At 59.2% G+C, this 21,781-nt stretch carries 13 protein-coding genes, 2 tRNA genes and 7 pseudogenes; 19 read left to right on the forward strand and 3 right to left on the reverse strand.

Features of this window, described 5'->3' with window-relative positions; genetic code table 11:
- The 5 genes and pseudogenes from sufD (at window position 1) to JCM25143_RS03570 (ending at window position 3,866) form a co-directional block, all read left to right on the forward strand.
- A complete protein-coding gene (sufD, locus tag JCM25143_RS03550) occupies window positions 1-1,275 on the forward strand; it encodes a Fe-S cluster assembly protein SufD (RefSeq protein WP_148299997.1) in 1,275 nt (424 codons plus the stop codon).
- Window positions 1,272-2,527, forward strand: a pseudogene (locus JCM25143_RS16560) (aminotransferase class V-fold PLP-dependent enzyme). Before sufD ends, JCM25143_RS16560 begins: the two are co-directional and overlap by 4 nt.
- Complete coding sequence (locus tag JCM25143_RS03560) at window positions 2,524-3,009, forward strand: iron-sulfur cluster assembly scaffold protein (protein ID WP_051542837.1); 486 nt, start codon at window positions 2,524-2,526, stop codon at window positions 3,007-3,009. The pseudogene JCM25143_RS16560 and the gene JCM25143_RS03560 overlap by 4 nt, the downstream one beginning before the upstream one ends.
- A pseudogene (locus JCM25143_RS21860) lies at window positions 2,996-3,471 on the forward strand (SUF system Fe-S cluster assembly protein). Before JCM25143_RS03560 ends, JCM25143_RS21860 begins: the two are co-directional and overlap by 14 nt.
- Before the next feature lie 26 nt (window positions 3,472-3,497).
- Complete coding sequence (locus JCM25143_RS03570) at window positions 3,498-3,866, forward strand: HesB/IscA family protein (protein ID WP_025860047.1); 369 nt, start codon at window positions 3,498-3,500, stop codon at window positions 3,864-3,866.
- Here JCM25143_RS03570 and JCM25143_RS03575 read toward each other — a convergent pair.
- The 3 genes and pseudogenes from JCM25143_RS03575 to JCM25143_RS03585 form a co-directional block, all read right to left on the reverse strand.
- The gene (locus JCM25143_RS03575) at window positions 3,820-5,148 is read right to left on the reverse strand and encodes a class I SAM-dependent RNA methyltransferase (protein ID WP_025860048.1); all 1,329 of its coding nucleotides are present in this window, start codon (window positions 5,146-5,148) and stop codon (window positions 3,820-3,822) included. The two genes, JCM25143_RS03570 and JCM25143_RS03575, sit on opposite strands and share 47 nt — an antisense overlap.
- A gap of 37 nt (window positions 5,149-5,185) precedes the next feature.
- Window positions 5,186-7,243, reverse strand: coding sequence for a DEAD/DEAH box helicase (locus tag JCM25143_RS16570; protein WP_408735021.1), 2,058 nt, complete (start codon window positions 7,241-7,243; stop codon window positions 5,186-5,188).
- Between the two features lie 258 nt (window positions 7,244-7,501).
- Window positions 7,502-7,956, reverse strand: a pseudogene (locus tag JCM25143_RS03585) (hypothetical protein).
- 184 nt (window positions 7,957-8,140) lie between these two features.
- Between JCM25143_RS03585 and JCM25143_RS16575 the strand changes: the two are divergent.
- The 14 genes and pseudogenes from JCM25143_RS16575 to nuoF all read left to right on the forward strand — a co-directional run bounded on the left by JCM25143_RS16575 (window position 8,141) and on the right by nuoF (window position 21,780).
- Window positions 8,141-9,596: pseudogene (locus tag JCM25143_RS16575) on the forward strand (NAD(P)H-hydrate dehydratase).
- 90 nt (window positions 9,597-9,686) lie between these two features.
- Window positions 9,687-9,771, forward strand: a tRNA-Leu gene (locus JCM25143_RS03610).
- 94 nt (window positions 9,772-9,865) lie between these two features.
- A pseudogene (tig, locus tag JCM25143_RS16580) lies at window positions 9,866-11,199 on the forward strand (trigger factor).
- 172 nt (window positions 11,200-11,371) lie between these two features.
- Window positions 11,372-12,034 (forward strand): ATP-dependent Clp protease proteolytic subunit, encoded by a 663-nt coding sequence (locus JCM25143_RS03620; RefSeq protein WP_025860054.1) that lies wholly within the window; start codon window positions 11,372-11,374, stop codon window positions 12,032-12,034.
- Between the two features lie 120 nt (window positions 12,035-12,154).
- Window positions 12,155-13,420: an ATP-dependent Clp protease ATP-binding subunit ClpX gene (gene clpX, locus JCM25143_RS03625; protein WP_025860055.1), complete on the forward strand. Its 1,266-nt coding sequence runs from the start codon at window positions 12,155-12,157 to the stop codon at window positions 13,418-13,420.
- Window positions 13,421-13,619: 199 nt separating this feature from the next.
- Entirely contained in the window at window positions 13,620-16,121 is a 2,502-nt protein-coding gene (gene lon / locus JCM25143_RS03630) for an endopeptidase La (protein ID WP_025860056.1), read from the forward strand.
- A gap of 138 nt (window positions 16,122-16,259) precedes the next feature.
- Window positions 16,260-16,547 (forward strand): HU family DNA-binding protein, encoded by a 288-nt coding sequence (locus tag JCM25143_RS03635; protein WP_025860057.1) that lies wholly within the window; start codon window positions 16,260-16,262, stop codon window positions 16,545-16,547.
- An 85-nt stretch (window positions 16,548-16,632) separates the two neighbouring features.
- Window positions 16,633-16,707, forward strand: a tRNA-Val gene (locus JCM25143_RS03640).
- Between the two features lie 224 nt (window positions 16,708-16,931).
- The gene (locus JCM25143_RS03645; RefSeq protein ID WP_025860058.1) at window positions 16,932-17,297 is read left to right on the forward strand and encodes an NADH-quinone oxidoreductase subunit A; all 366 of its coding nucleotides are present in this window, start codon (window positions 16,932-16,934) and stop codon (window positions 17,295-17,297) included.
- An 8-nt stretch (window positions 17,298-17,305) separates the two neighbouring features.
- A complete protein-coding gene (locus JCM25143_RS03650) occupies window positions 17,306-17,875 on the forward strand; it encodes a NuoB/complex I 20 kDa subunit family protein (RefSeq protein ID WP_035370429.1) in 570 nt (189 codons plus the stop codon).
- Window positions 17,868-18,527 (forward strand): NADH-quinone oxidoreductase subunit C, encoded by a 660-nt coding sequence (locus JCM25143_RS03655; protein WP_025860060.1) that lies wholly within the window; start codon window positions 17,868-17,870, stop codon window positions 18,525-18,527. The genes JCM25143_RS03650 and JCM25143_RS03655 overlap by 8 nt, the downstream gene beginning before the upstream one ends.
- Window positions 18,527-19,809, forward strand: a pseudogene (locus tag JCM25143_RS16585) (NADH-quinone oxidoreductase subunit D). The gene JCM25143_RS03655 and the pseudogene JCM25143_RS16585 overlap by 1 nt, the downstream one beginning before the upstream one ends.
- Window positions 19,802-20,442 (forward strand): annotated as a pseudogene (locus tag JCM25143_RS16590) (complex I 24 kDa subunit family protein). The pseudogenes JCM25143_RS16585 and JCM25143_RS16590 overlap by 8 nt, the downstream one beginning before the upstream one ends.
- 12 nt (window positions 20,443-20,454) lie before the next feature.
- On the forward strand, window positions 20,455-21,780 hold the full coding sequence (gene nuoF, locus JCM25143_RS03670; protein ID WP_025860061.1) for an NADH-quinone oxidoreductase subunit NuoF: 1,326 nt from the start codon (window positions 20,455-20,457) through the stop codon (window positions 21,778-21,780).
- Window position 21,781: the final 1 nt, after the last annotated feature.

Consider the following 21,781-nt stretch of genomic DNA (forward strand, 5'->3'; position numbering starts at 1 on the left):
ATGATCAGCCCGGACAGGAACGGCCCTCTGAACCTGTTCACTTCGCGGCTTGAGGGCATTACCGGTGCCGAGCGTCAGCAGGCCGTAGCGGCCTTGCAGCGCGCGGGCCTGCCGACCCGCCGGGTGGAAGCGTGGAAATACACGGCCCTGCGTGCTCTGGGGCAGAGCAGCCTTTCCGCGCCTGCGGCTCTTTATGACGCAAAAGCAGCCCGCGCCGTGCTGGATGATGTGCTGTCGGCGCAGGACAGCTTGGCCAGCCTGCCTCGGCTGGTGTTTGTCAATGGTCGTCACGCGCCGGAACTGAGCGTGCTGCCCAAAGCCGTTACGGTTACTTTTTTTGCCGATACGCCCCGCTTCGGCACAGCTGCCGCCCCGGATCGTGATCCGTTGGTGGCGCTGAATACGGCTCTGGCTGAAGATGGCGCACAGATACAGGTCGAGGCCGGTGTGGACGGTGGAGCGCTTGTGCTCCTGTCCATCGGCCTTGGGGTGCAGGGCAGTGCGTTTTCCTTCCACCCCCGCCACGCTGTCATACTGGCGTCTGACGCCCGTCTGGAACTGATTTGCGTGCAGGCGGGGCAAGGCGCGTATTTCCATAACCCGGTCACGGATATCAGCGTTGGCAGCGGTGCGGCTCTTGAGCATGTAACCCTTCAGCTTGAAGGGGCAGAGGCGGTAGGCCTTGGCACCGTTTATGCCGATGTCGCCAGCGAAGGTGTTTATGACAGCTTCGCCCTTGGTGTGGATGGGCTTTTGCTGCGGCATGAAGTGCATGCCCGGCTTGGGGCCTCGCGCGCGGCGGTGCATGTTAACGGTGTGCAGCGGCTTGGCGGCTCACAGGTGGGGGACATGACCAGTGTCATTACCCATGCCGCGCCCGACTGTATTTCCCGCCAGACCGTGCGCAATGTGCTGGACGGCCATGCCCGGGGTGTTTTTCAGGGCAAGGTGCTGGTTGAGCAGATCGCCCAGAAAACCGATGGCTACCAGATGAATCAGGCGTTGCTGCTTTCGCCCGATGCGGAAATAGATGCCAAGCCTGAGCTTGAAATCTATGCCGATGATGTGCGGTGCAGTCACGGAGCCACGGTTGGTGCGCTGGATGATGAGCAACTATTCTACCTGCGCAGCCGGGGTGTGCCTGAGGCTCAGGCCCGGCAGATTCTGATCGAGGCCTTTCTGGACGAAACGCTGGGCCTGATTTCTCACGCCGGGGCGCAGGCACTGTGCCGGGCCATGCTGACCCGCAAGGGTGCTGCAGGAGAGAGCGCATGAATACCGACAAGACCCTGAAAACAGCTCCCACAGGTGGGCTGGACGTACAGGCGGTGCGTGCGCAGTTTCCCATCCTGTCCGAAACGGTGCATGGCCGTCCGTTCGTCTTTCTGGATAGCGGCGCGTCGGCACAGAAGCCCACTGTGGTGATCGACGCCATGGCGGACACCATGCGCCATCAGTATGCCAACATCCATCGTGGCGTATACTGGATGAGCGAACGCACCAGCGATGCCTATGAGGCGGTGCGTGGGCAGGTTGCGGCTTTCCTGAATGCGTCTTCGCATGAAGAAATCATTTTCACCCGCAACAGCACAGAAGCCATCAATCTTGTCGCGCATTCGCTCGGCAGTCTGATGAAGCCGGGTCAGGCCGTGCTGATTTCGGAAATGGAGCACCACGCCAACCTGATCCCCTGGCAGATGCTGCGCGATCGCTCGGGTGTGGAACTCAGGGTTGCCCCCATTACGGATGCAGGTGATCTGGACATGGAAGCCTATGGCCGCCTGCTGGATGACGGCAAGGTGGCGCTGGTGGCCATTACCCATATGTCCAACGTGCTGGGTACCATTACTCCCGTACGCCAGATTGCCGATATGGCGCATGCTGCAGGGGCGCTTGTGCTGTTTGATGGTAGTCAGGCCGCAGTGCACCATAAAACCGATGTGCAGGCTCTGGGGCTGATTTTTACACGTTTACCGGCCACAAGCTGTATGGCCCGACAGGAATTGGCGTTCTGTGGGGGCGTCGGGCGCTGCTCGATGACATGCCGCCTTTCATGGGCGGAGGGGACATGATCTCCTCTGTCACGTTTGAAAAATCGACATGGGCCAATACGCCTCACAAGTTCGAGGCGGGAACGCCTGCCATTGTGGAAACCCTCGGTCTTGGGGCGGCTATCCGCTGGGTTGAATCCATCGGGTTCGACGCGATTGAAGCGCATGAACAGGCACTCACAACCTACGCGCTCGAAAAACTGGCCACGGTGCCGGGGCTGCGTGTCGTGGGTGCACCCAAACAGCGTGGTGGGGTGATTTCCTTTACCATGGCCGATGTGCACCCGCATGACATCGCCACCCTGTTGGACCGCAACGGGATTGCGGTACGTGCGGGCCAGCACTGTGCGGAACCACTTATGCGCAGGCTCGGCCTGCATGCCACGACCCGCGCCAGCTTTGGTGTTTATACCGATACCAACGATATCGATGCTCTGGCCGAAACACTGGTGCGGATCAGGGATTTCTTTGTGTGAACAGTTTGGCGCAGGATCTGTATGACCGGCAGATTGTGGAGCGGGCGCGTAACCCGCTTCACGCCGGGGACCTGCCAGAGCCGGACTTGCAGGGAGAAGGGCGTAACCCCCTGTGTGGTGACAGGACACGGCTGGATATTGCCCTACAAGGGCACCATATCAGTCAGATCAGGCACCGCACGCGTGGATGCGCCTTATGCACGGCGGCAGCGGATATGCTGGCCGAGCGGCTGAGCGGTTGCAGTGTGGAAGAGGCCCGCGCAGTGGGTGCCCGTTTTTCCGCCATGCTGGTTGCCCAGGATGCCCCGGCACAAACCATTGTGCAGGGTGCAGAAGAACAGAGAAACGACCCGCTGGAAGGCATGCCATCGCTGGGGGTTATGGAACCCCTGACGGCAGTACGTTTTCACAAGGCGCGGATACGTTGTGTAGAATTGCCATGGGTCGCGCTTAAGGAGGCATTAGCTCATGTCCGTGTCTGACGACATACAGGTTTCGGGTCAGACCGAACCTCAGCATGAGGAGCATATCCGCAAGGATGTGCTTGAGGATAACGATGCCGCGGGTGAACCGAAGGCACGGGTGGAAAGCTGGCACCCGGAAGGTGAGGCGACCGAGAGTGCTGTCGCCCAGCATTCGGGAGCAGTTTCCGAAGATGCCGTGATCGAGCCATAGCCAAGGTGCATGACCCGGAAATTCCGGTGAACATTTATGAGCTTGGTCTGATTTACGCAATCGACCTGTATGATGACGGTCGCGTGCACGTGGATATGACCCTGACGGCTCCCAATTGCCCCAGCGCGCAGGAACTGCCCGCTCAGGTAAAGGAAGAAGTCGAGCGGGTGCCGGGTGTTACCTCGGCCGATGTGGATGTCGTTTGGGATCCGCCATGGGATATGTCGCGCATGAGCGACGAGGCCCGGCTGGCCCTGAACATGTTCTGAACACCAAAGAAGTGAGGGAGGGAAAAATGGCCCAAGTTTCCAGCACAAAGCCTGCGGTACGGAGCCTGCCGCCCCTGATCAGCCTGACAGATGCCGCAGCAACCCGGTTGCAGCATCTGTATGCTACGGCGCATGAGGGGCAGTTGCTGCGCGTTTCGGTCTCTACACGCGGCTGCTCTGGTCAGGCTTATGACATGAGCTTTGTCAGCCAGCCCGGTGATGGTGATGAAGTGGTGAACAGCCATGACGTGACCGTTCTGGTGGACCGGAAGGCAACACTGTTCCTGATCGGCTCACAGATGGATTATCGCGAGGGCGATCTCGAATCCGGGTTTGTTTTCAGTAACCCTAACGAGAAGGGCCGCTGCGGCTGCGGCGAGAGCTTTCACGTCTGAAATCGCACACGGTTTCCGTCTCGGCTGACCACAGGAACTGGTCAATCACTGAGACGGAATGCAGCCGGTAGCCTGCTTTAGCCAGAAGTGCTGTGTCCTTGGAGAGGGCTGCCGGGTTACAACTGACATAAACAACCTGCGCAGGCAGACCCCGGACAATCTGATCCATCTGGTTTTTGGCTCCGGCATGGGGTGGGTCCAGCACAACAGCCGTAGCCTGCGCCAGTTCCTTGGCCATGACCGGCTGACGGTTCAGATCTCTATGGTGCGCGGTAATGCGCGCCTTGCCCATGGCGGCTTTCAGCGCACTCCATGCCGGACCGAAGCCTTCATAGGCGCTTACCTGACACCGTTGCGCCAGCGCGAAGGTGAGGGTGCCGCACCCGGCATACAGTTCCACCACGTTTGCACGGCGAATCATTTTTTCTGGCAGAGTCGCCATAACCGCGTTTTGAATGGCCTGCTCGCTGGCAGCGCTTGCCTGCAGGAACCCGCCCGGAGGGGGGGAGACACTATGGCCTGCAATGGTCTGGGTTACGGGCGCGCGTTGTGTCGCGGTTTCCGTAGCTTCCGGGTTTGAGGCTGAAGCCCAGCTTATGCGTGGAATGGCACATTCTTCGGCCATTTGCGCCAGACGGATACGGTCAGCCGCAGTGAGCGGGGCATCGGTTATCAGCAGGATATCTGGCCCGCTATCCAGCAGATTGATGTGCAGGCTGGCTTCGCGCCGGATCGCCTGTATGCTGTGCAGGACGTTTCTGAATGCTGGCAGCAGTGCCAGAATATGCGGGTCGAGCACCAGGCAGGTGGTCATATCCACAATGTTTTTTGTGCCCCGCCCATGCAACCCGATAAGCATGGAAGCCGCGCCGCGTTTGACAGCCAGATCCGCCCTGCGGCGGCTATGGGGAGTAACCTGAAAGGTTGAAGCCTCCGGCACCGTCTCAAAACCTGCACTCTGCAACGCACGGGTAACGCGCTGAACCTTCCAGTCCAGCAGAGTATCCAGCCTCACATGCTGCAGGGCGCAGCCACCACAGGATTCGGCCAGAGAGCAGGGGGGCGTCACCCGTTCGGGGGCCGCTTCAATGACAGCATCAAGCTGCCATGTGCCTTTACGGGTTTCTTCAATACGGACGGTCTCGCCCGGCAGGGTTCCGGCTACATGGGCTACCTGCCCATCAGGCAGGGAGATAGCGCCATCTCCCAAGCCTGCCAGATACAGAACCTTTGCCACTTCCTGCCGTGCAGGCGCGGTTTTATCTGCCCGAGTCTCCCCCATCGCTCCGATCTCTTCCGGTATTTGTGTCCGTGCCAGTTTAATCAGGCGTCGGAGCGGGAGGGTGTCTGTGCCGTATCCGCCTCTGGTGCCGCAATACCCGGTGTGTTGGGGCGCACGGACGAGCGGCGGGGAAGCTGCATGAATGCGGGCTGAAGGTCACCAAACCCGATTGTCTCGCCGCCGGGAACGGGAGCAATTTCATCGCGCTGGTGGCGTGCCTGCTTGCCATGCGGCTTGCTGTCATGCCGGGGGCGTTCCTGCGGTTCAGGCGTGTATCCGGGGCGGATTCGGGCCGGGCATTGCGCGGGCGGTCGCGCTCTTTTTCCCTGTTCTTTTCCTTGTCCCGCGGCTTGTCCTTTTCGCGGTGCCTGTCCTTGTCTTTGTCCTTGCGACCGCGATCACGCTCGCCTGCAGGTCGCTTGCCTTCGGCCCATTCAAGCTGCGTCACGCCGTCTACGGTCATACGCGGAATGGGTTTTTTGGTCAGTTCCTCAATCGCTTCGGCCAGTGTCCGGTCATAAGGGCAGGCCAGACTATAGGCATGGCCTTCACGCCCGGCACGCCCGGTACGGCCAATGCGGTGAACATAGTCTTCAGCATGGAACGGCAGGTCGAAATTGAACACATGCGACAGGCCGCCGATGTCGATCCCGCGTGCGGCCACATCGGAGCAGACGAGCACTTTCAGATCACCGCTCTTGAAGCGTTCCAGTGTGGAAAACCGGACGGATTGCGGCAGATCCCCATGCAATGCGCCTGCGGAAAACCCGTGCTTGATGAGCGATTTAGTCAGAACATCCACATCGCGCTTGCGGTTGCAGAAAATGATGGCGTTCTGGAGCTTGGGGGCACGCAGCAGCAGGCGCAGGGTCCGGCGCTTGTCGTGCTCATCCACCACCAGCAGGCCGGTGGTGATGGTGGTTGCCACAGAGGAAGGCCGTGCAACCGTGATTTCCTTGGGGGAGTGCAGGAACGCATCCGCCAGCTTGCGGATGGCGGGTGCCATGGTCGCGGAAAAGAACAGGGTCTGACGCATGGGCGGCAGCAGGCCGACAATTTTTTCAATGTCGGGAATGAAGCCCATGTCCAGCATGCGGTCAGCTTCGTCAATCACCAGAATTTTGGTGTGGCTCAGCAGCAGCCCGCCTCGTGCAAACAGATCCAGCAGGCGGCCGGGCGTTGCGATCAGCACATCAACCCCACGGTTGAGCACTTCCTTTTGCTCGGCCATGCTTTCGCCGCCGATCAGCAGGGCATGGTTGAGCTTGAGGTGCTTGCCGTAATTGACGAAATTTTCCGCCACCTGAAGAGCAAGCTCGCGTGTGGGTTCCAGAATCAACGAGCGGGGCATACGGGCCCGCGCACGGGAATCGCTCAGGATTTCGAGCATAGGCAGCGTGAAGGAGGCTGTCTTGCCGGTGCCTGTCTGGGCCACACCAAGGACATCGCGCGCCATCAGCACGGCAGGAATGGCTTGCGCCTGAATGGGCGTGGGGTGCACGTATCCCATTTCGGTTACGGCACGCAGAAGTGGTTCTGAAAGCCCCAGATCTGCAAAGGTAATTTTTTCCTCACCTGCGGCGGGAGCAGGAGAGGGCGCTACTGGGTTTTCAGGTTCCGGCGCGCTGGCCTCGGTTGCAGCTGGAGCCTGAGTGGACTCGGGCAGAAGCTCAACTGCGACAGGAGCGCTTTCTTCGGTCTTTTTAGCCCGTGTGGTTTTTTTGCGCGGGGTGCTGGTGGTGGTTTTGCCTGCGGTGGCAGTGCTACGGGTGGCGCGCTTCGCTTTGGGGGCAGGCGGTGCAGCCGGTTCTTCCTGAACCGTTTCCGTCAGCTCTGCGGGGTTTTCAGCCGTGGCCGTGCTCTGGGCAGCACTGACCTTGCGGCGGCGCGGCGCGGCTTTGGGTGTCGTTTTGCCAGCGGTTTTCGGGCTGGCGTCATCGGTAACAGGAACTGACAGTTCAGGCACAGCTGTATCCGCTTTGGCGGGTGCTACAGCTTTCGCACGGGTTTTTGCCCTAGTCGAAGGCGCGGCTTTTGCGGGCTTCGCTTCCTTGGCGGCTGCCACCGGGGGCGGTGCGTCAGCTGTTTCCACCACGGCAGGCGCGTCCGTGGAGGCAGCCTTCCGGCTCCGGGAAGGGGATGTCTTGCGGGTGCGTGCGGGCGTTTTAGCTGTCAATATGCTCTCGGAACAAAGGTCGGTCGGTTTTACCCCTGACTGAGCGGGCCTGCCGTATGGTTTGCCGTCGCCAGATCAATAGGGCAGCCGAGCCGGTTTCGCAGCCTGTCAGGTGCTAGCCCGGATAAAGGTCTTTCCGCCCGAAATCAAGTTTTTGGGCGGAAAGACAGATTTTTTTCACATAAAGGGATGGCCGAGGCAGGCAGACAGGATCGCCAGAAAACCCAGTGCCATGATTGCGAGCATTTGCGTGCGGATCGAGTCGAAGGCACTGGCCTGCGGGCGGATGGCGCGGCGCACTTTCTGATAGGGGCCGAAATAAAGGCGGGCGAACAGCCCAGCCATGATCAGACCAAAGACCTGCATGGCGTTGACCGTCCATGGCACGTTGGCAAAGCCGCCTTCATGCAGGATTAGCAGCCAGCCCGAAACCAGAGTTGTCGGAATGGCGTGCGTCAGCCCTTTGAAAAAACGCGCGAGCGTTTGCAGCATGATGGAGTTGCGCTGTGTGGCATCCAGCAGGCCGAGGCTCGGGCGCAGAATCGTGGTGGCATAAAAGGTGCCGCCGACCCACAGCGCAATGCTGATGATATGAAGCGTGAGCACCAGGCTCCAGAGGGGGAATGAGGCATGAGGACTCCGCGAGAACGTGGCTGGCAGAAAGGCCGGGGGCGAGGGTGATGCCGCAGGGTGAACAAGCCGCTATTTGGGGGCATCACGCCGCTGTATCGGGCCTGATTTGCCAAGCCATGCGCCCGGGTGCAAGGGGTATGTTCCATTGCGGGCCCGATGCCCGGTTTGTGAGGGAGGTCTGCCATGCTGTCTTTTCCCCTGCGTGAACTGGGTGTTTACACGCCGGCTGAAATGGGTGCGGTGGATAGGCTGGCGCAGCAGCATGTGCCTGTTGTGACCCTTATGGAGAATGCAGGGCGCGCCGTGCTCGCGCCATGCGTGTGGTTATGCGACCCGCGCGTGTGCTGGTGCTGTGTGGGCCGGGCAATAATGGGGGGGATGGATATGCCGCCGCCCGTTATTTGCTTGAAGCGGGCTGGCCTGTGGCCGTGGCAGCCCTGACAGAGCCCAAGGCAGGGAGCGCTGCCGCCGATGTGGCAGGGCGCTTTACAGGGCCGCGGGTGCCATTTGTGGCGGAGGAAGCCGCCCGGGTGGATGTGGTGGTCGATGCGGTGTTCGGCGCGGGGCTTGCGCGTGACGTTGCCCCAGCGGTGGCTGATGTGCTGCGGGCCGCAGGGCGCGTTGTGGCCGTGGATGTGCCATCGGGAGTGGATGGCGGCACCGGGCAGGTGCGCGGCTATGCACCATCGGCTGAGCTCACGGTTACCTTCTGTCGTTATAAGCCTGCGCATCTGCTCTACCGGTGCGGGAGAAAATGGGGCGCATTGTGCTTGCGGATATCGGCATGCCGCCGGAGGCGCTGGAAGCCCAGCCCCCGCAGGCATGGCTGAATGCGCCGGGGTTGTGGCGTGTGCCCGAACTCACGCCTGAGAGCCATAAATATACACGTGGCGTTGTCAGTCTCTGCGCGGGTGAAACCATGCCGGGAGCGGCTCGGCTCTGCGCTTCGGGCGCGCGGGCCGCAGGTGCGGGGCTGGTGCGTCTGGGCAGCGGGGGAGAATGCTGCAGCTTTCCGGCTGGGGGAGCCGGGCTTGATTGTGGATGGCGCGCCGTTGGCGGTGCTGTTGGGCGATGCGCGGCGGCATGTCTGGGTTTGTGGGCCAGGGCTGACGGAGGCGGAAGTGGGTCTTACGCTGCCGCAACTTGTCGAGGCCGGACGGTGTGTGCTGGCGGATGCCGGTGCCTGAGTGCCGCCGCCGGGCGACCGGATGCGCTCAGGGGTGTTGCAGTCATAACGCCCCATGCTGGAGAGTTCGCGCGTGTTTTTGGTGCGATAGGGGATGATCCGCCCGCACGGGTGCGGCAGGCCGCACGGCAGACCGGGGCGGTTGTGGTGCTCAAGGGCGCCTCGACCCTGATTGCCGCACCCGATGGGCGGCTGGCTATTAATGTGCATGCAACGCCTGCTCTGGGTACGGCGGGTTCGGGCGATACCCTTTCCGGGGTAATTGCCGCCATGCTGGCGGCGGGTATGCCTGCATGGGAGGCGGCCTGCGCCGGAGTCTGGCTGCATGGAGAGGCCGGGCTGCGTGCCGGACCGTGGCCTGTGGTGGAGGCGTTAGATCGGCATCTTGGGGCTGCCCGGGGGGAAGCGGAGCGGCGTCAGGGATTGTCTGCGCGTGAACAGGGTGTGATATAAGGGATTATTGGTCGCGTTGGGTGGCGGCGCTCTCTTGCCGTCTGGTCCGCTTTGGGCTAAACGCACGCATCTTGCGACGGCGAGTAATGCGCGGGCGTGGTGGAATTGGTAGACACGCCAGATTTAGGTTCTGGTGGCGCAAGTCGTGGGGGTTCAAGTCCCTCCGCCCGTACCACATGGTTTCTTACTCCCGTCCCGTTCCGTGGTAGCCCATGGCTGATGCTGCGGGATGTCCGAAGTCTATATGTACCAAGAGGAAGGCCTGGCCGATGCAGGTAACCGAGACCCTTTCCGAAGGCTGAAGCGTGGTTTCACCGTGACAGTTCCGGCTGCAGAACTTGAAGGCAAGCGCGATGCGCGCCTCAAGGAAGTGGCCGCTAACCTGAACCTGCCGGGTTTCCGTCCGGGCAAGGTGCCTGTGTCTCTGGCGCGCCAGCGTTATGGTGCTGCCGTGTGGGGCGAAGTGATCGAACAGGCCGTGTCCGATTCCATCCGCGCTGTTTTTGACGAGCGTGGCCTGCGCCCCGCCGGTCAGCCGCAGGTTGATCTGGTCTCCGGTCAGGAAGACGACGGCAAGGATCTGGAATTCAAGGTCGAGAGCGAAATCCTGCCCGAAATCGCAGTGCCTGACCTTTCCGGTCTGGCCCTGACGCGCCTCAAGGCGACTGTCAGCGATGAAGCAGTGGACAAGGCTCTGGCCGATATTGCCCAGCGCGGCCGCAACTTCGAAGTGATCGAAGAAGTCCGCCCTGCCGCCAAGGGTGACGTTGTCGCCATTGACTTCGTTGGTAAGCGCGACGGCGTGCCGTTTGACGGTGGCACGGCTGAAGATGTGAACGTCGAAATCGGTGGTGAAGGTTTCATTCCCGGTTTTGCCGAGCAGATCGAAGGCATGAAGCCCGGTGAAGAAAAGATCATCACCGTGACGTTCCCGGCCGATTACGGCGCGGCTGAACTGGCTGGTCAGGAAGCGACCTTCGACATCAAGGCGAAGCAGCTCAAAAAGGCCGTTGATGCCGAAATCAACGATGATCTGGCTAAGTCGATCGGTTTTGAAACCCTCGATCAGCTCAAAGACCTGATCCGCAAGCAGATCAGCGGCGAGTATGACCAGCTTACGCGCCTGCGCATCAAGCGCGACCTGCTGGACGCACTGGCTGGCAAGGCCGACTTCGAAGCGCCCGCCGGTATGGTGGAAAGCGAGTTCCAGCAGATCTGGACGCGCGTTGAATCTGACCGCAATGCCGGTCAGCTCGACGACGAAGACAAGGAAAAAGACGAAGACACCCTGCGTGCGGACTATCGCAAGATTGCCGAACGCCGCGTGAAGCTTGGTCTGCTGCTGGCTGAAATCGGTCGCAAGAACGGTATCACCGTTAGCTCGGAAGAGCTGGGTCGTGCCGTGCGGGCTGAAGCCATGCGCTACCAGGGTCAGGAACAGCAGGTTTTCGAGTTCTTCCAGAAGAACCCGCAGGCCGCTGAAGGCCTGCGTGGGCCGATCTTCGAAAACAAGGTGGTCGACTACCTGATCGAACTCGCCACGGTGACGGATAAAGAAGTCACCCCGGACGAGCTTTCTGATATTCCGGCAGCGGATATCTGAGAAAACGGCTCTGTCCCGCCAGTGTGAACTGGCGGGACATTCTTTTTGAGCCTGTTTTTCTTTTCCGGGGTGGCATCTTGCCACTTTATCTCTATCTTGAAGGAATGAGCCTGTAACTGGTCGTCTCCAAAGGAGGCGGTGGGTAAGGGACGTTTCAGTTTTTTATACGGGAATGAGTGGCATGAGGGATCGTGATCCCGTTGAGATTTTCAGCAACGCACTGGTTCCGATGGTGGTCGAGCAGACCTCCAGGGGCGAGCGGGCTTTCGATATCTATTCCCGTCTGCTGCAGGAACGCATCATCTTTTTGACCGGTCCGGTTTACGATCAGGTGTCATCGCTGATTTCAGCGCAGCTCCTGTATCTGGAAAGCGTTAACCCGACCAAGGAAATCTCTTTCTATATCAATAGCCCCGGTGGGGTGGTGTCAGCCGGTCTGGCTATTTACGACACCATGCAGTACATCCGCAGCCCCGTTAGCACCGTGTGTATCGGTCAGGCGGCTTCCATGGGCTCGCTCCTGCTGGCTGGTGGTGAGAAAGGGCGGCGTTTTGCTCTGCCCAATGCGCGTGTCATGGTGCACCAGCCTTCAGGTGGGGCGCAGGGACAGGCCAGCGATATTGAAATTCAGGCCCGCGAGATCCTTATCATCCGCCAGCGCCTGAACGAGATCTATCGTGAGCATACTGGCCGGACGCTTGAGGAAATCGAGCAGAAGCTTGAGCGCGACACCTATATGTCAGCAGAAGAAGCGCAGTCTTTCGGGATTGTTGATGAAGTCATCACCCGCCATAGTGCAACACAGGCGGACAAGAAGGATAAAGATCATCCCTGATCTGGTATACTTTGAACTTCCTGTTACATTAAGGGAGTGTTCCGCTGACTTTTGGGCGGAAAAAGACCGGAACGCGGTTCCCGGTAATGTGGAACCCTGGATGATCGAGGGAGGAGACCGATGAACGCGAAGTCCGGTGATTCCAAAAACACGCTGTATTGCTCGTTCTGCGGCAAATCGCAGCACGAGGTGCGGAAGCTGATTGCCGGCCCGACCGTGTTCATCTGTGATGAATGCGTGGAACTCTGCATGGATATCATCCGTGAAGAGAACAAGACATCCTTGGTCAAATCGCGCGAGGGCGTGCCCACACCGCGCGAAATCTGCAAGGTGCTGGATGATTATGTCATCGGGCAGATGCAGGCCAAGAAGGTTCTGTCCGTTGCAGTGCATAACCACTACAAGCGTCTGACACAGGTGGCCAAGGCTGGCGAAGTTGAAATTGCCAAGTCCAACATCCTTCTGGTCGGCCCGACGGGTTCGGGCAAGACGCTGCTGGCCCAGACACTGGCGCGTATCCTTGATGTGCCCTTTACCATGGCCGATGCTACCACCCTGACCGAAGCCGGTTATGTGGGTGAGGATGTTGAAAACATCATCCTCAAACTGCTGCAGGCTTCTGACTACAATGTGGAGCGGGCGCAGCGTGGTATTGTCTATATCGACGAAATCGACAAGATTTCGAAGAAATCGGACAATCCCTCCATTACCCGCGATGTCAGTGGTGAAGGTGTGCAGCAGGCGCTGCTCAAACTGATGGAAGGCACGGTTGCATCTGTGCCGCCGCAGGGTGGGCGCAAGCATCCGCAGCAGGAATTCCTGCAGGTGGATACCACCAACATGCTGTTTATCTGCGGTGGGGCGTTTGCGGGGCTGGACAAAATCATTTCCGCGCGTGGTAAGGGCACCAGCATCGGCTTCGGGGCGGATGTCCGCTCACCCGATGAGCGTCGTACAGGTGAAATCCTGCATGATGTGGAACCTGAAGATCTGATGAAATTCGGGCTTATCCCTGAATTTATCGGGCGTCTGCCGGTTCTTGCAACGCTGGGCGATCTGGACGAAGCGGCTCTGATCAAGATCCTGACCGAGCCCAAAAATGCTCTGGTCAAGCAGTATCAGCGTCTGTTCCAGATGGAAGACGTACAACTGACCTTTACGGATGATGCACTCAAGGCCATTGCCGACCGTGCAATCGTGCGTAAGACCGGTGCGCGTGGGCTGCGTTCCATTATGGAAAGCATTCTCATGTCCACCATGTTCGACCTGCCGGGTCTGGACAATGTGGAAGAGGTGGTCGTCAACCGCGAGGTGGCGGACGCCAAAACCAGCCCTGTCTATGTTTATGGACAGAAAAAAGAACTGCCAACGGAGCAGTCGGCCTGAAAAGGTCACGGTCCGGTAACCGTGCCAGACATCTGAGCTGGCACGGTTTTCTTCTGGCCCCCTATTGCGCCGGGGTTATGGCGTTGCAACATACAAGAGAACAGAGCCCTTTTCCGTAGGCGGAAAGGGCGGACAGGCTTCTGGCGTGCCGCCTGGCGGGCGCAAGGAGTTCGATCGTCCTTGTCAGGAGGTCTTGAGAATGTCTGAAAACGAAAAACCCGTCACACGTCGTCGTCGCAAGGCCGTTGCCTCTGAGACACCCGCTACCGAGGTGGTGCGGTCTCAGTCAGGGAAAAAAGCCGGTGCGCGCAAGGTGGAAACCACGCATGTAGCCGTGTTGCCGCTGCGTGATATTGTCGTGTTTCCCCACATGATCGTGCCGCTATTTGTTGGGCGGGAAAAATCGGTCAAGGCGCTGGAATCCGTCACGCGGGACGATCATCACATTCTGCTGGTAGCCCAGCGGGACGCAGCTCAGGATGATCCGGGTGTAGACGATATCTATACGGTCGGGACGCTCTCTACCATTCTGCAACTGCTCAAGCTGCCTGATGGTACCGTGAAGGTGCTGATGGAAGGCGTTAAGCGCGTGCGGGTGAAAGCCATGCATGACAAGCAGGGGTATTTTGAGGCCGACGTGGAGGACATGCCCGAGCAGCCGGCCGAAGGGGCCGAGGCTGAGGCACTTGGCCGCTCGATCGTGGCGCAGTTTGAGCAGTATATGAAGCTCAACAAAAAGATCGCCCCCGAGGTGCTGGTTTCGCTCAACCAGATCAGCGATCTGTCCAAGCTGGCGGATACTGTTACCAGCCACCTGAATCTCAAGATCGCGGAAAAGCAGGAAATCCTTGAACTGCCGACGGTTACGGCCCAGCTCGAGAAAATTTTCGGTCATATCGAAGCCGAGATTGACGTGTTGCAGGTGGAGAAAAAAATCCGCAACCGCGTCAAACGGCAGATGGAAAAGACCCAGCGCGAGTACTATCTGAACGAGCAGCTCAAGGCCATTCAGAAGGAACTGGGCGAGGGTGAAGACGGGCGCGACGAAACCGCCGAAATCGAAGAAAAAATCGCCAAGGCACGTCTACCGCGTGAAGCGCGTGAGAAAGCCGTTAGCGAGCTGAAAAAGCTGCGTGGCATGAGTGCCATGTCAGCCGAATCCACGGTGGTGCGCAATTATCTGGACTGGATTGTCAGCATTCCGTGGAAGAAGCGTACCAAGGTTCGCCACGATCTGCATGAAGCCGAGACGATTCTCGATACCGACCACTACGGTCTGGAGAAGGTCAAGGAGCGTATTCTTGAGTATCTGGCGGTGCAGAGCCGTTCGCAGAAACTCAAGGGGCCGATTCTGTGCCTTGTGGGGCCACCCGGCGTGGGTAAGACCTCTCTGGCGCGGTCCATCGCCAAGGCAACGGGGCGTCACTATGTCCGCATGTCTCTGGGGGGTGTGCGTGACGAGGCTGAAATCCGTGGTCACAGGCGCACTTATATCGGCTCCATGCCGGGCAAGATCATTCAGGGTATGAAAAAGGCGAAGGTTTCCAACCCGCTGTTCCTGCTTGATGAGATCGACAAGCTCGGAGCCGACTGGCGTGGTGACCCGGCTTCCGCCCTGCTGGAAGTGCTGGACCCGGAACAGAACGCGACATTCGCGGATCATTATCTGGAAGTGGATTATGATCTGTCTGATGTGATGTTCGTTACCACGGCGAATAGTCTCGATATGCCCCAGCCGCTGCTGGACCGCATGGAGATCATCCGCCTATCCGGTTACACCGAGGATGAAAAGCTTCAGATTGCGCGTAAGCATCTGATTTCAAAGCAGATTGAAGCGCACAACCTGAAGGCTGGTGAGTGGTCCATTACCGATGACGCGCTGCGTGACGTGATTCGCTATTACACGCGGGAGGCAGGTGTGCGTAGCCTTGAGCGTGAGCTGGCACGGCTGGCACGTAAGGCGGTCAAAGAGATTGTGACCGGCAAGGCCGAGAGCGTTACGGTTACGCCCGAAAACCTTGAAACCTACGCGGGCGTGCGTCGCTTCCGTTACGGCGAGACCGAAGCTGAAGACATGGTGGGCGTGGTGACAGGGCTGGCCTGGACAGAAGTGGGCGGGGAAATCCTGACCATTGAAAGCGTCATGGTGCCCGGCAAGGGTGGCGTGGTAGAAACGGGCAAGCTGGGCGACGTGATGAAGGAGAGCATTTCAGCGGCTTACTCCTTCGTGCGGAGTCGGGCGACGAGCTTCGGAATCGTCCCCACCGTGTTTGAAAAGCGCAGTTTCCATGTGCATGTGCCCGAAGGCGCGACTCCTAAGGATGGTCCTTCGGCCGGTGTGGCTATGGTCACTTCGCTGGTGAGCGTGCTTACGGGTATTCCGGTGCGGCGCGATGTGGCCATGACAGGCGAAATCACGCTCAGGGGCCGGGTGCTGGCTATTGGTGGGCTCAAGGAAAAGCTTCTGGCGGCCCTGCGCTCAGGCATTCGCACGGTTTTCATTCCCAAGGAGAACGAGAAAGATCTCGTTGAAATTCCTGATAATGTGAAAGACGGGCTGGAGATCGTGCCTGTTTCGCATGTGGATGAGGTTCTGGCCCGTGCGCTGACACGCCAGCCCCAACCTATTGTGTGGGATGAAGTGGCCGATCTTGTGCCCGCAGGGGGGGACGCGGCGGCGGCAAGGGTGCTGCCGCACTAAGCAAAATGCGCAACAGAGAGCAAAGTTACGATTGCTCGGTTGACGTAGGAAAAAACGGCTGCATAGTGCGGCAGGTAGCGGGCAGGCCGGGTAACATGGCCTGCCGCGCCAGAAAATAAAGAAAGCGAAAGGCGTAACATGGAGAAGCCGCTCAACAAGCAGGAACTGGTCTCAGCCGTGGCTGAGGCAGTTGATCTGCCCAAGGCAAAGGCCGGAGAAGTGGTCGACGCCGTATTCGGTGCCATCGAGAAGGCCCTTGCCAAAAAGCAGGAAGTGCGTCTGGTCGGCTTTGGTACGTTCGTAACTGCCACGCGTAAGGCGGCTAAGGGCCGTAACCCGCGCACGGGTGAGGAAATCGATATTCCGGCTTCCACCTCTGTGCGTTTCAAGCCCGGCAAGGCTCTGAAGGACGCCGTCAGCAACTAAAGTCTGACAGTGTTTTTTAACGGCCGGCATCTCCTTGTAAAAAAAAGGGGTTGTCGGCCGTTTTCATTTGTGACACATAGGGCGCGGGCGATTAGCTTAGCGGTAGAGCATCTCGTTTACACCGAGAGGGTCGGCGGTTCGATCCCGTCATCGCCCACCATATACTTCCCTTACAATTTAATTCCTTCCTGTGTGGCTGGCCTGAGTATTCAGGCAATTTATCAGCCATTCATGCTAGGCGCTGTGCATTCATGCGCGCGGCGTTATTCACAGGAAAGTGGCCGGAGTTTGGTAAGAACGGGCATGGTCGTATGCCCCTGTCGGGTCTAGGGTGAACTCACTTGAGGGAAGCGGTTTTAGCTTCCAACGCTGTGGGAGCCCCTGATGCAGTCTGTTCTTAGCGACTATGCTCCGGTTCTTGTTTTTGGCGGCATTTCTGTCGTCATTGCGGCCGCCATGCTCGGTATGGCGCTTTTGTGCGGCCACCAGAAACCTAATCCTGAAAAACTGACAGCGTATGAATGCGGGTTTGGCGCGTTTGACGATGCGCGGCGTCGTTTCGATGTCCGCTTTTATCTCGTAGCCATTCTCTTCATCATTTTTGATCTGGAAGTGGCCTTCCTGTTCCCGTGGGCCATCAGCCTCGGGCGTATCGGGCTGTTCGGGTTTTTGTCCATGCTGGGTTTCCTGAGCGTTCTGGGTATCGGGTTCCTGTATGAATGGCGCAAAGGCGCCCTGGATTGGGATTGAGGGAGGGCATGGCCGTGAGCGCTGGACAGAATCAGGACGCCATTATGTGGAACCGTGAGGCCTTGCCTCCGGGGCCGGAGCAGGATGCCGTGGTGCGGGGTATTACCGGTGTGCTGGCGGAAAAAGGCTTTGTTGTTGCCAGTCTGGACAAGCTGGTGAACTGGGGCCGTACTGGCAGTCTGTGGCCCATGTCCTTCGGGCTGGCCTGCTGCGCGGTGGAAATGATTCACGCATATATGCCGCGTTACGATCTTGACCGGATGGGCATTATCCCGCGCGGCTCACCGCGTCAGTCGGATGTGATGATTGTGGCCGGGACCCTCACCAACAAAATGGCCCCGGTTCTACGCCGCCTTTACGAGCAGATGGCGGAGCCGCGTTGGGTTATTTCCATGGGCTCCTGCGCCAATGGTGGGGGGTATTACCACTATTCCTATTCCGTAGTGCGTGGTTGTGACCGGATTGTGCCGGTTGATGTTTACGTGCCGGGCTGCCCGCCCACGGCCGAAGCGCTGATTTACGGCATTATGCTGCTCCAGAAGAAAATCCGCCGGACAGGAACCATTATCCGTGGCTGATCTAAGCATCAATCCGCATCAGGGCCGCTTGGAAGGGCAGCTTGGTGCGCTGGCTTTCACCTTCATGACATCATGGGCGCATGTAAGCAGTGCTGCCGTGGAAAAGGGTGAACTGGTTGTCAGGATAGGGAGGGAGCACCTTCTGGGGTTCCTGACCACCCTGCGCGATGACCCGCGCTATCGTTTTGAACAGCTTATGGACCTGTGCGGGGTGGACTGGCCCCAGCGGGTCGAGCGGTTCGACGTGGTCTATAACCTGCTCTCCGTCACGTATAACCGGCGGATACGGGTTATTGTTACGACCAGCGAGAGCGCGCCGGTGCCATCGGTGCATCACCTGTGGCCCTGTGCCACATGGTGGGAGCGTGAGTGTTACGACCTGTTTGGAGTCATGTTCTCCGGGCAGCCGGATATGCGGCGTATCCTGACCGATAACGGTTTTGAAGGGCACCCGCTACGTAAGGACTTCCCGCTCAGCGGGTATGAGGAAGTCCGCTACGATGTCGAGCGCAGGCAGGTGGTCAAGGAACCAGTGTCGCTTACACAGGATTTTCGCGATTTCGACTTTGTCTCCCCGTGGGAAGGGATGCTGACCCTGCCGGGTGATGAAAAAGCGCATGAAGTCCGTCAAGGCATGAAGAGGGGAATCTGATGGTGCACTCTCATGACAAAGCCTTTCTTGAAGATGCACAGGCACTGGTGCGCGACGATATCCCCCAGAGCCTGCTGCCCGAGAGCGTGGCGGAAGCGCAGGAACACCGGGTGGTGGAGATTGACTCGCACGCCCTGAACTTCGGCCCCCAGCACCCTTCGGCTCATGGGGTGCTGCGGCTGGTGCTGGAAATGGAAGGCGAGGTTGTGGCGCGCGCTGTGCCGCATATCGGCCTGCTGCATCGCGGCACGGAAAAGCTGATTGAATACAAGACCTACCAGAAAGCCCTGCCGTATTTTGACCGGCTGGATTACGTTTCCCCCATGTGCGAGGAGCAGGCTTTCGCACTGGCCACGGAAAAGCTGCTGGGGATCGATATTCCCGAGCGAGCCAAGTGGCTTAGGGTTCTGTTTGCCGAAATTACCCGTATTCTCAACCATATCCTCAACCTTACAGCCATGGGGCTGGACTGCGGTGCGGTTACGCCAGCGCTGTGGGGGTATGAGGAGCGCGAGAAGCTGCTCGAGTTTTATGAGGCAGCCTCAGGTGCACGTTTTCACGCCAATTACTTTCGCCCCGGCGGTGTGGCGCGTGATGTGCCCGCCGGGTTGGAAGACCGCATAGGCCTGTGGGCGCGTGAATTCCCGAAATGGATCGATGACCTTGAAGGCCTGTTGACCGAAAACCGGATATGGAAACAGCGCACGGTCGGTATTGGTGTGTTTTCCAGTGAGCAGGCGCTTGCCTGGGGGTTCAGCGGCCCGTGCTTGCGGGCTTCAGGCGTGCCGTGGGACCTGCGCCGTAACCAGCCTTACGACAACTACCACAAGGTGGAGTTTAATGTGCCGGTGGCGCGGCAGGGTGACTGTTACGACCGCTACCTCGTGCGGGTGGCGGAAATGCGCGAAAGCCTGCGCATTATCGAGCAGTGTCTGGATCAGATCCGTCCAGGGCCGGTCAAGGTGCAGGACCCAAGTTCAGCCCGCCACCCAGAGCGGAAATGAAGCGCTCGATGGAAGCGCTGATCCATCATTTCAAACTGTTCAGCGAAGGCTACCACGTGCCGCCGGGCGCAACCTATACGGCCGTTGAAAGCCCGAAAGGTGAGTTTGGTGTCTATCTGGTGGCGGATGGCAGCAACCGGCCGTATCGCTGCAAAATCCGCCCGACGGGTTTCTCCCATTTGCAGGCGGTCGATGAACTGTCTCGCCGCGGCATGCTGGCGGACATGGTGGCCATTATCGGATCGCTTGATCTTGTGTTTGGGGAAGTAGATCGATGAACCTGTCTGGACCCCACCCCAGCAGCCCGAGAGCTTTGTGTTCGATACGGACTCAGAGGCGGAAATCAGCATCGTGCTGGGTAAATATCCGGCGGAGCGCAAAGCCAGTGCGGTTATGCCACTGCTGTATATTGCACAGCGGCAGATGGGGCGGCAGACCGGAAGTGCCTGGGTGCCGCTGCCTGCCATGGACGAAATTGCCCGTAGGCTGGAAATGGCGGCTATCCGTGTTTACGAAGTCGCGTCTTTTTACACCATGTACAACACGCGGCCGGTAGGGCGTTATCATCTGCAGGTCTGCACCACCACGCCGTGCTGGCTACGTGGGTCGGATGATGTGGTGAGTGCCTGCCAGAAAGCTACAGGCATAAGTCAGTTTGGCCAGACCAGTGAGGATGGGCTGTTTACCCTCACGGAAGTGGAATGTCTGGGTGCCTGCGCAAATGCCCCCATCCTTCAGGTGGATGATGATTCTACGAAGATATGGATGGCCCCAGCACCGAAAAACTGATTGCCGCATTGCGTGCCGGAGAGCGGCCGCCGCCGGGGCCCATGGTGGACCGTAAGGTTTCCGCACCGCAGGGCGGGCGTAAGACATTGCTCGCGGCGGATTCTGCCGCTGGGCCGCAATAGGGGAGACGGGGCATGCTTGAAGACAAGAACCGGATCTTCACCAATCTTTACGGGCAGGATGACTGGCGTCTTGCCGGTGCGCGCAGGCGTGGTGACTGGAACGACACCGCAGCCATTATTGCCCGTGGGCGTGACGCAATCATTGCGGAAATGAAAGCGTCTGGCCTGCGCGGGCGCGGTGGGGCGGGTTTTCCCACCGGGCTTAAATGGTCCTTCATGCCCAAGGGGTCTGATGGTCGGCCACATTACCTTGTGATCAATGGTGATGAATCCGAGCCCGGCACCTGCAAGGACCGTGAGGTTCTCCGCCACGAACCGCACAAGCTGATTGAAAGCGCGCTGATCGCGTCTTTCGCCATGGGGGCGCATGCCTCTTATATCTATATTCGTGGCGAGTTCTACCGTGAGGCCGAGCATCTGCAGGCCGCCATTGACGAGGCATACGAAGCCGGGCTGCTTGGCCCCAACGCAGCCGGGTCAGGTTGGGACTTCGATTTTCGTATTCACCGTGGTGCCGGGGCTTATATCTGCGGTGAGGAAACGGCCCTGCTGGAAAGCCTTGAAGGCAAAAAGGGCCAGCCCCGCATGAAGCCGCCTTTTCCCGCAGGGGTAGGGCTGTATGGGTGCCCTACCACGGTCAATAACGTGGAAAGCATTGCAGTGGCCTCTACCATCATGCGCCGTGGGGCCGCGTGGTTTGCCGGGCTGGGGCGGCAGAATAATGCAGGCACCAAGCTCATGGCGATTTCAGGCCATGTGAACACCCCCTGTGTGTTTGAAGAGGAACTGGGTGTTCCGCTGAAAGACATTATTGAAAAACATGGTGGTGGCGTGCGTGGCGGGTGGGACAACCTGCTGGCGGTCATTCCCGGTGGATGTTCCGTGCCGCTGCTGCCCAAGTCGATCTGCGAAACGGTGCTGATGGATTATGACAGCCTGCGGGCCGAGCGTTCCGGCCTTGGCACGGCGTGCATGATCGTTATGGACAAATCGACCGATATTATCAAAGCCATTGCCCGGTTTTCGAGGTTTTTCAAACATGAGAGCTGTGGTCAGTGCACGCCCTGCCGTGAAGGTACGGGCTGGATGATGCGGATCATGGATCGCATGGTCGAGGGGCGCGCGGATATCGAGGAAATCGATCTGCTTGAGCAGGTAACGCGACAGGTTGAAGGCCACACGATCTGCGCTCTGGGTGATGCGGCGGCCTGGCCTATACAGGGGCTTATCCGGCATTTTCGGCCGGAAATGGAAGCGCGTATTCAGCAGTACAAGGCGTCTCATGGCGGTACGGGGCTGATCGCAGTGCCTGCTGGCGTGCCGGTAGCGGCGGAGTAAC

This window comes from Acetobacter papayae JCM 25143 (genome assembly GCF_000613285.1).
GTDB classification, from domain to species: domain Bacteria; phylum Pseudomonadota; class Alphaproteobacteria; order Acetobacterales; family Acetobacteraceae; genus Acetobacter; species Acetobacter papayae.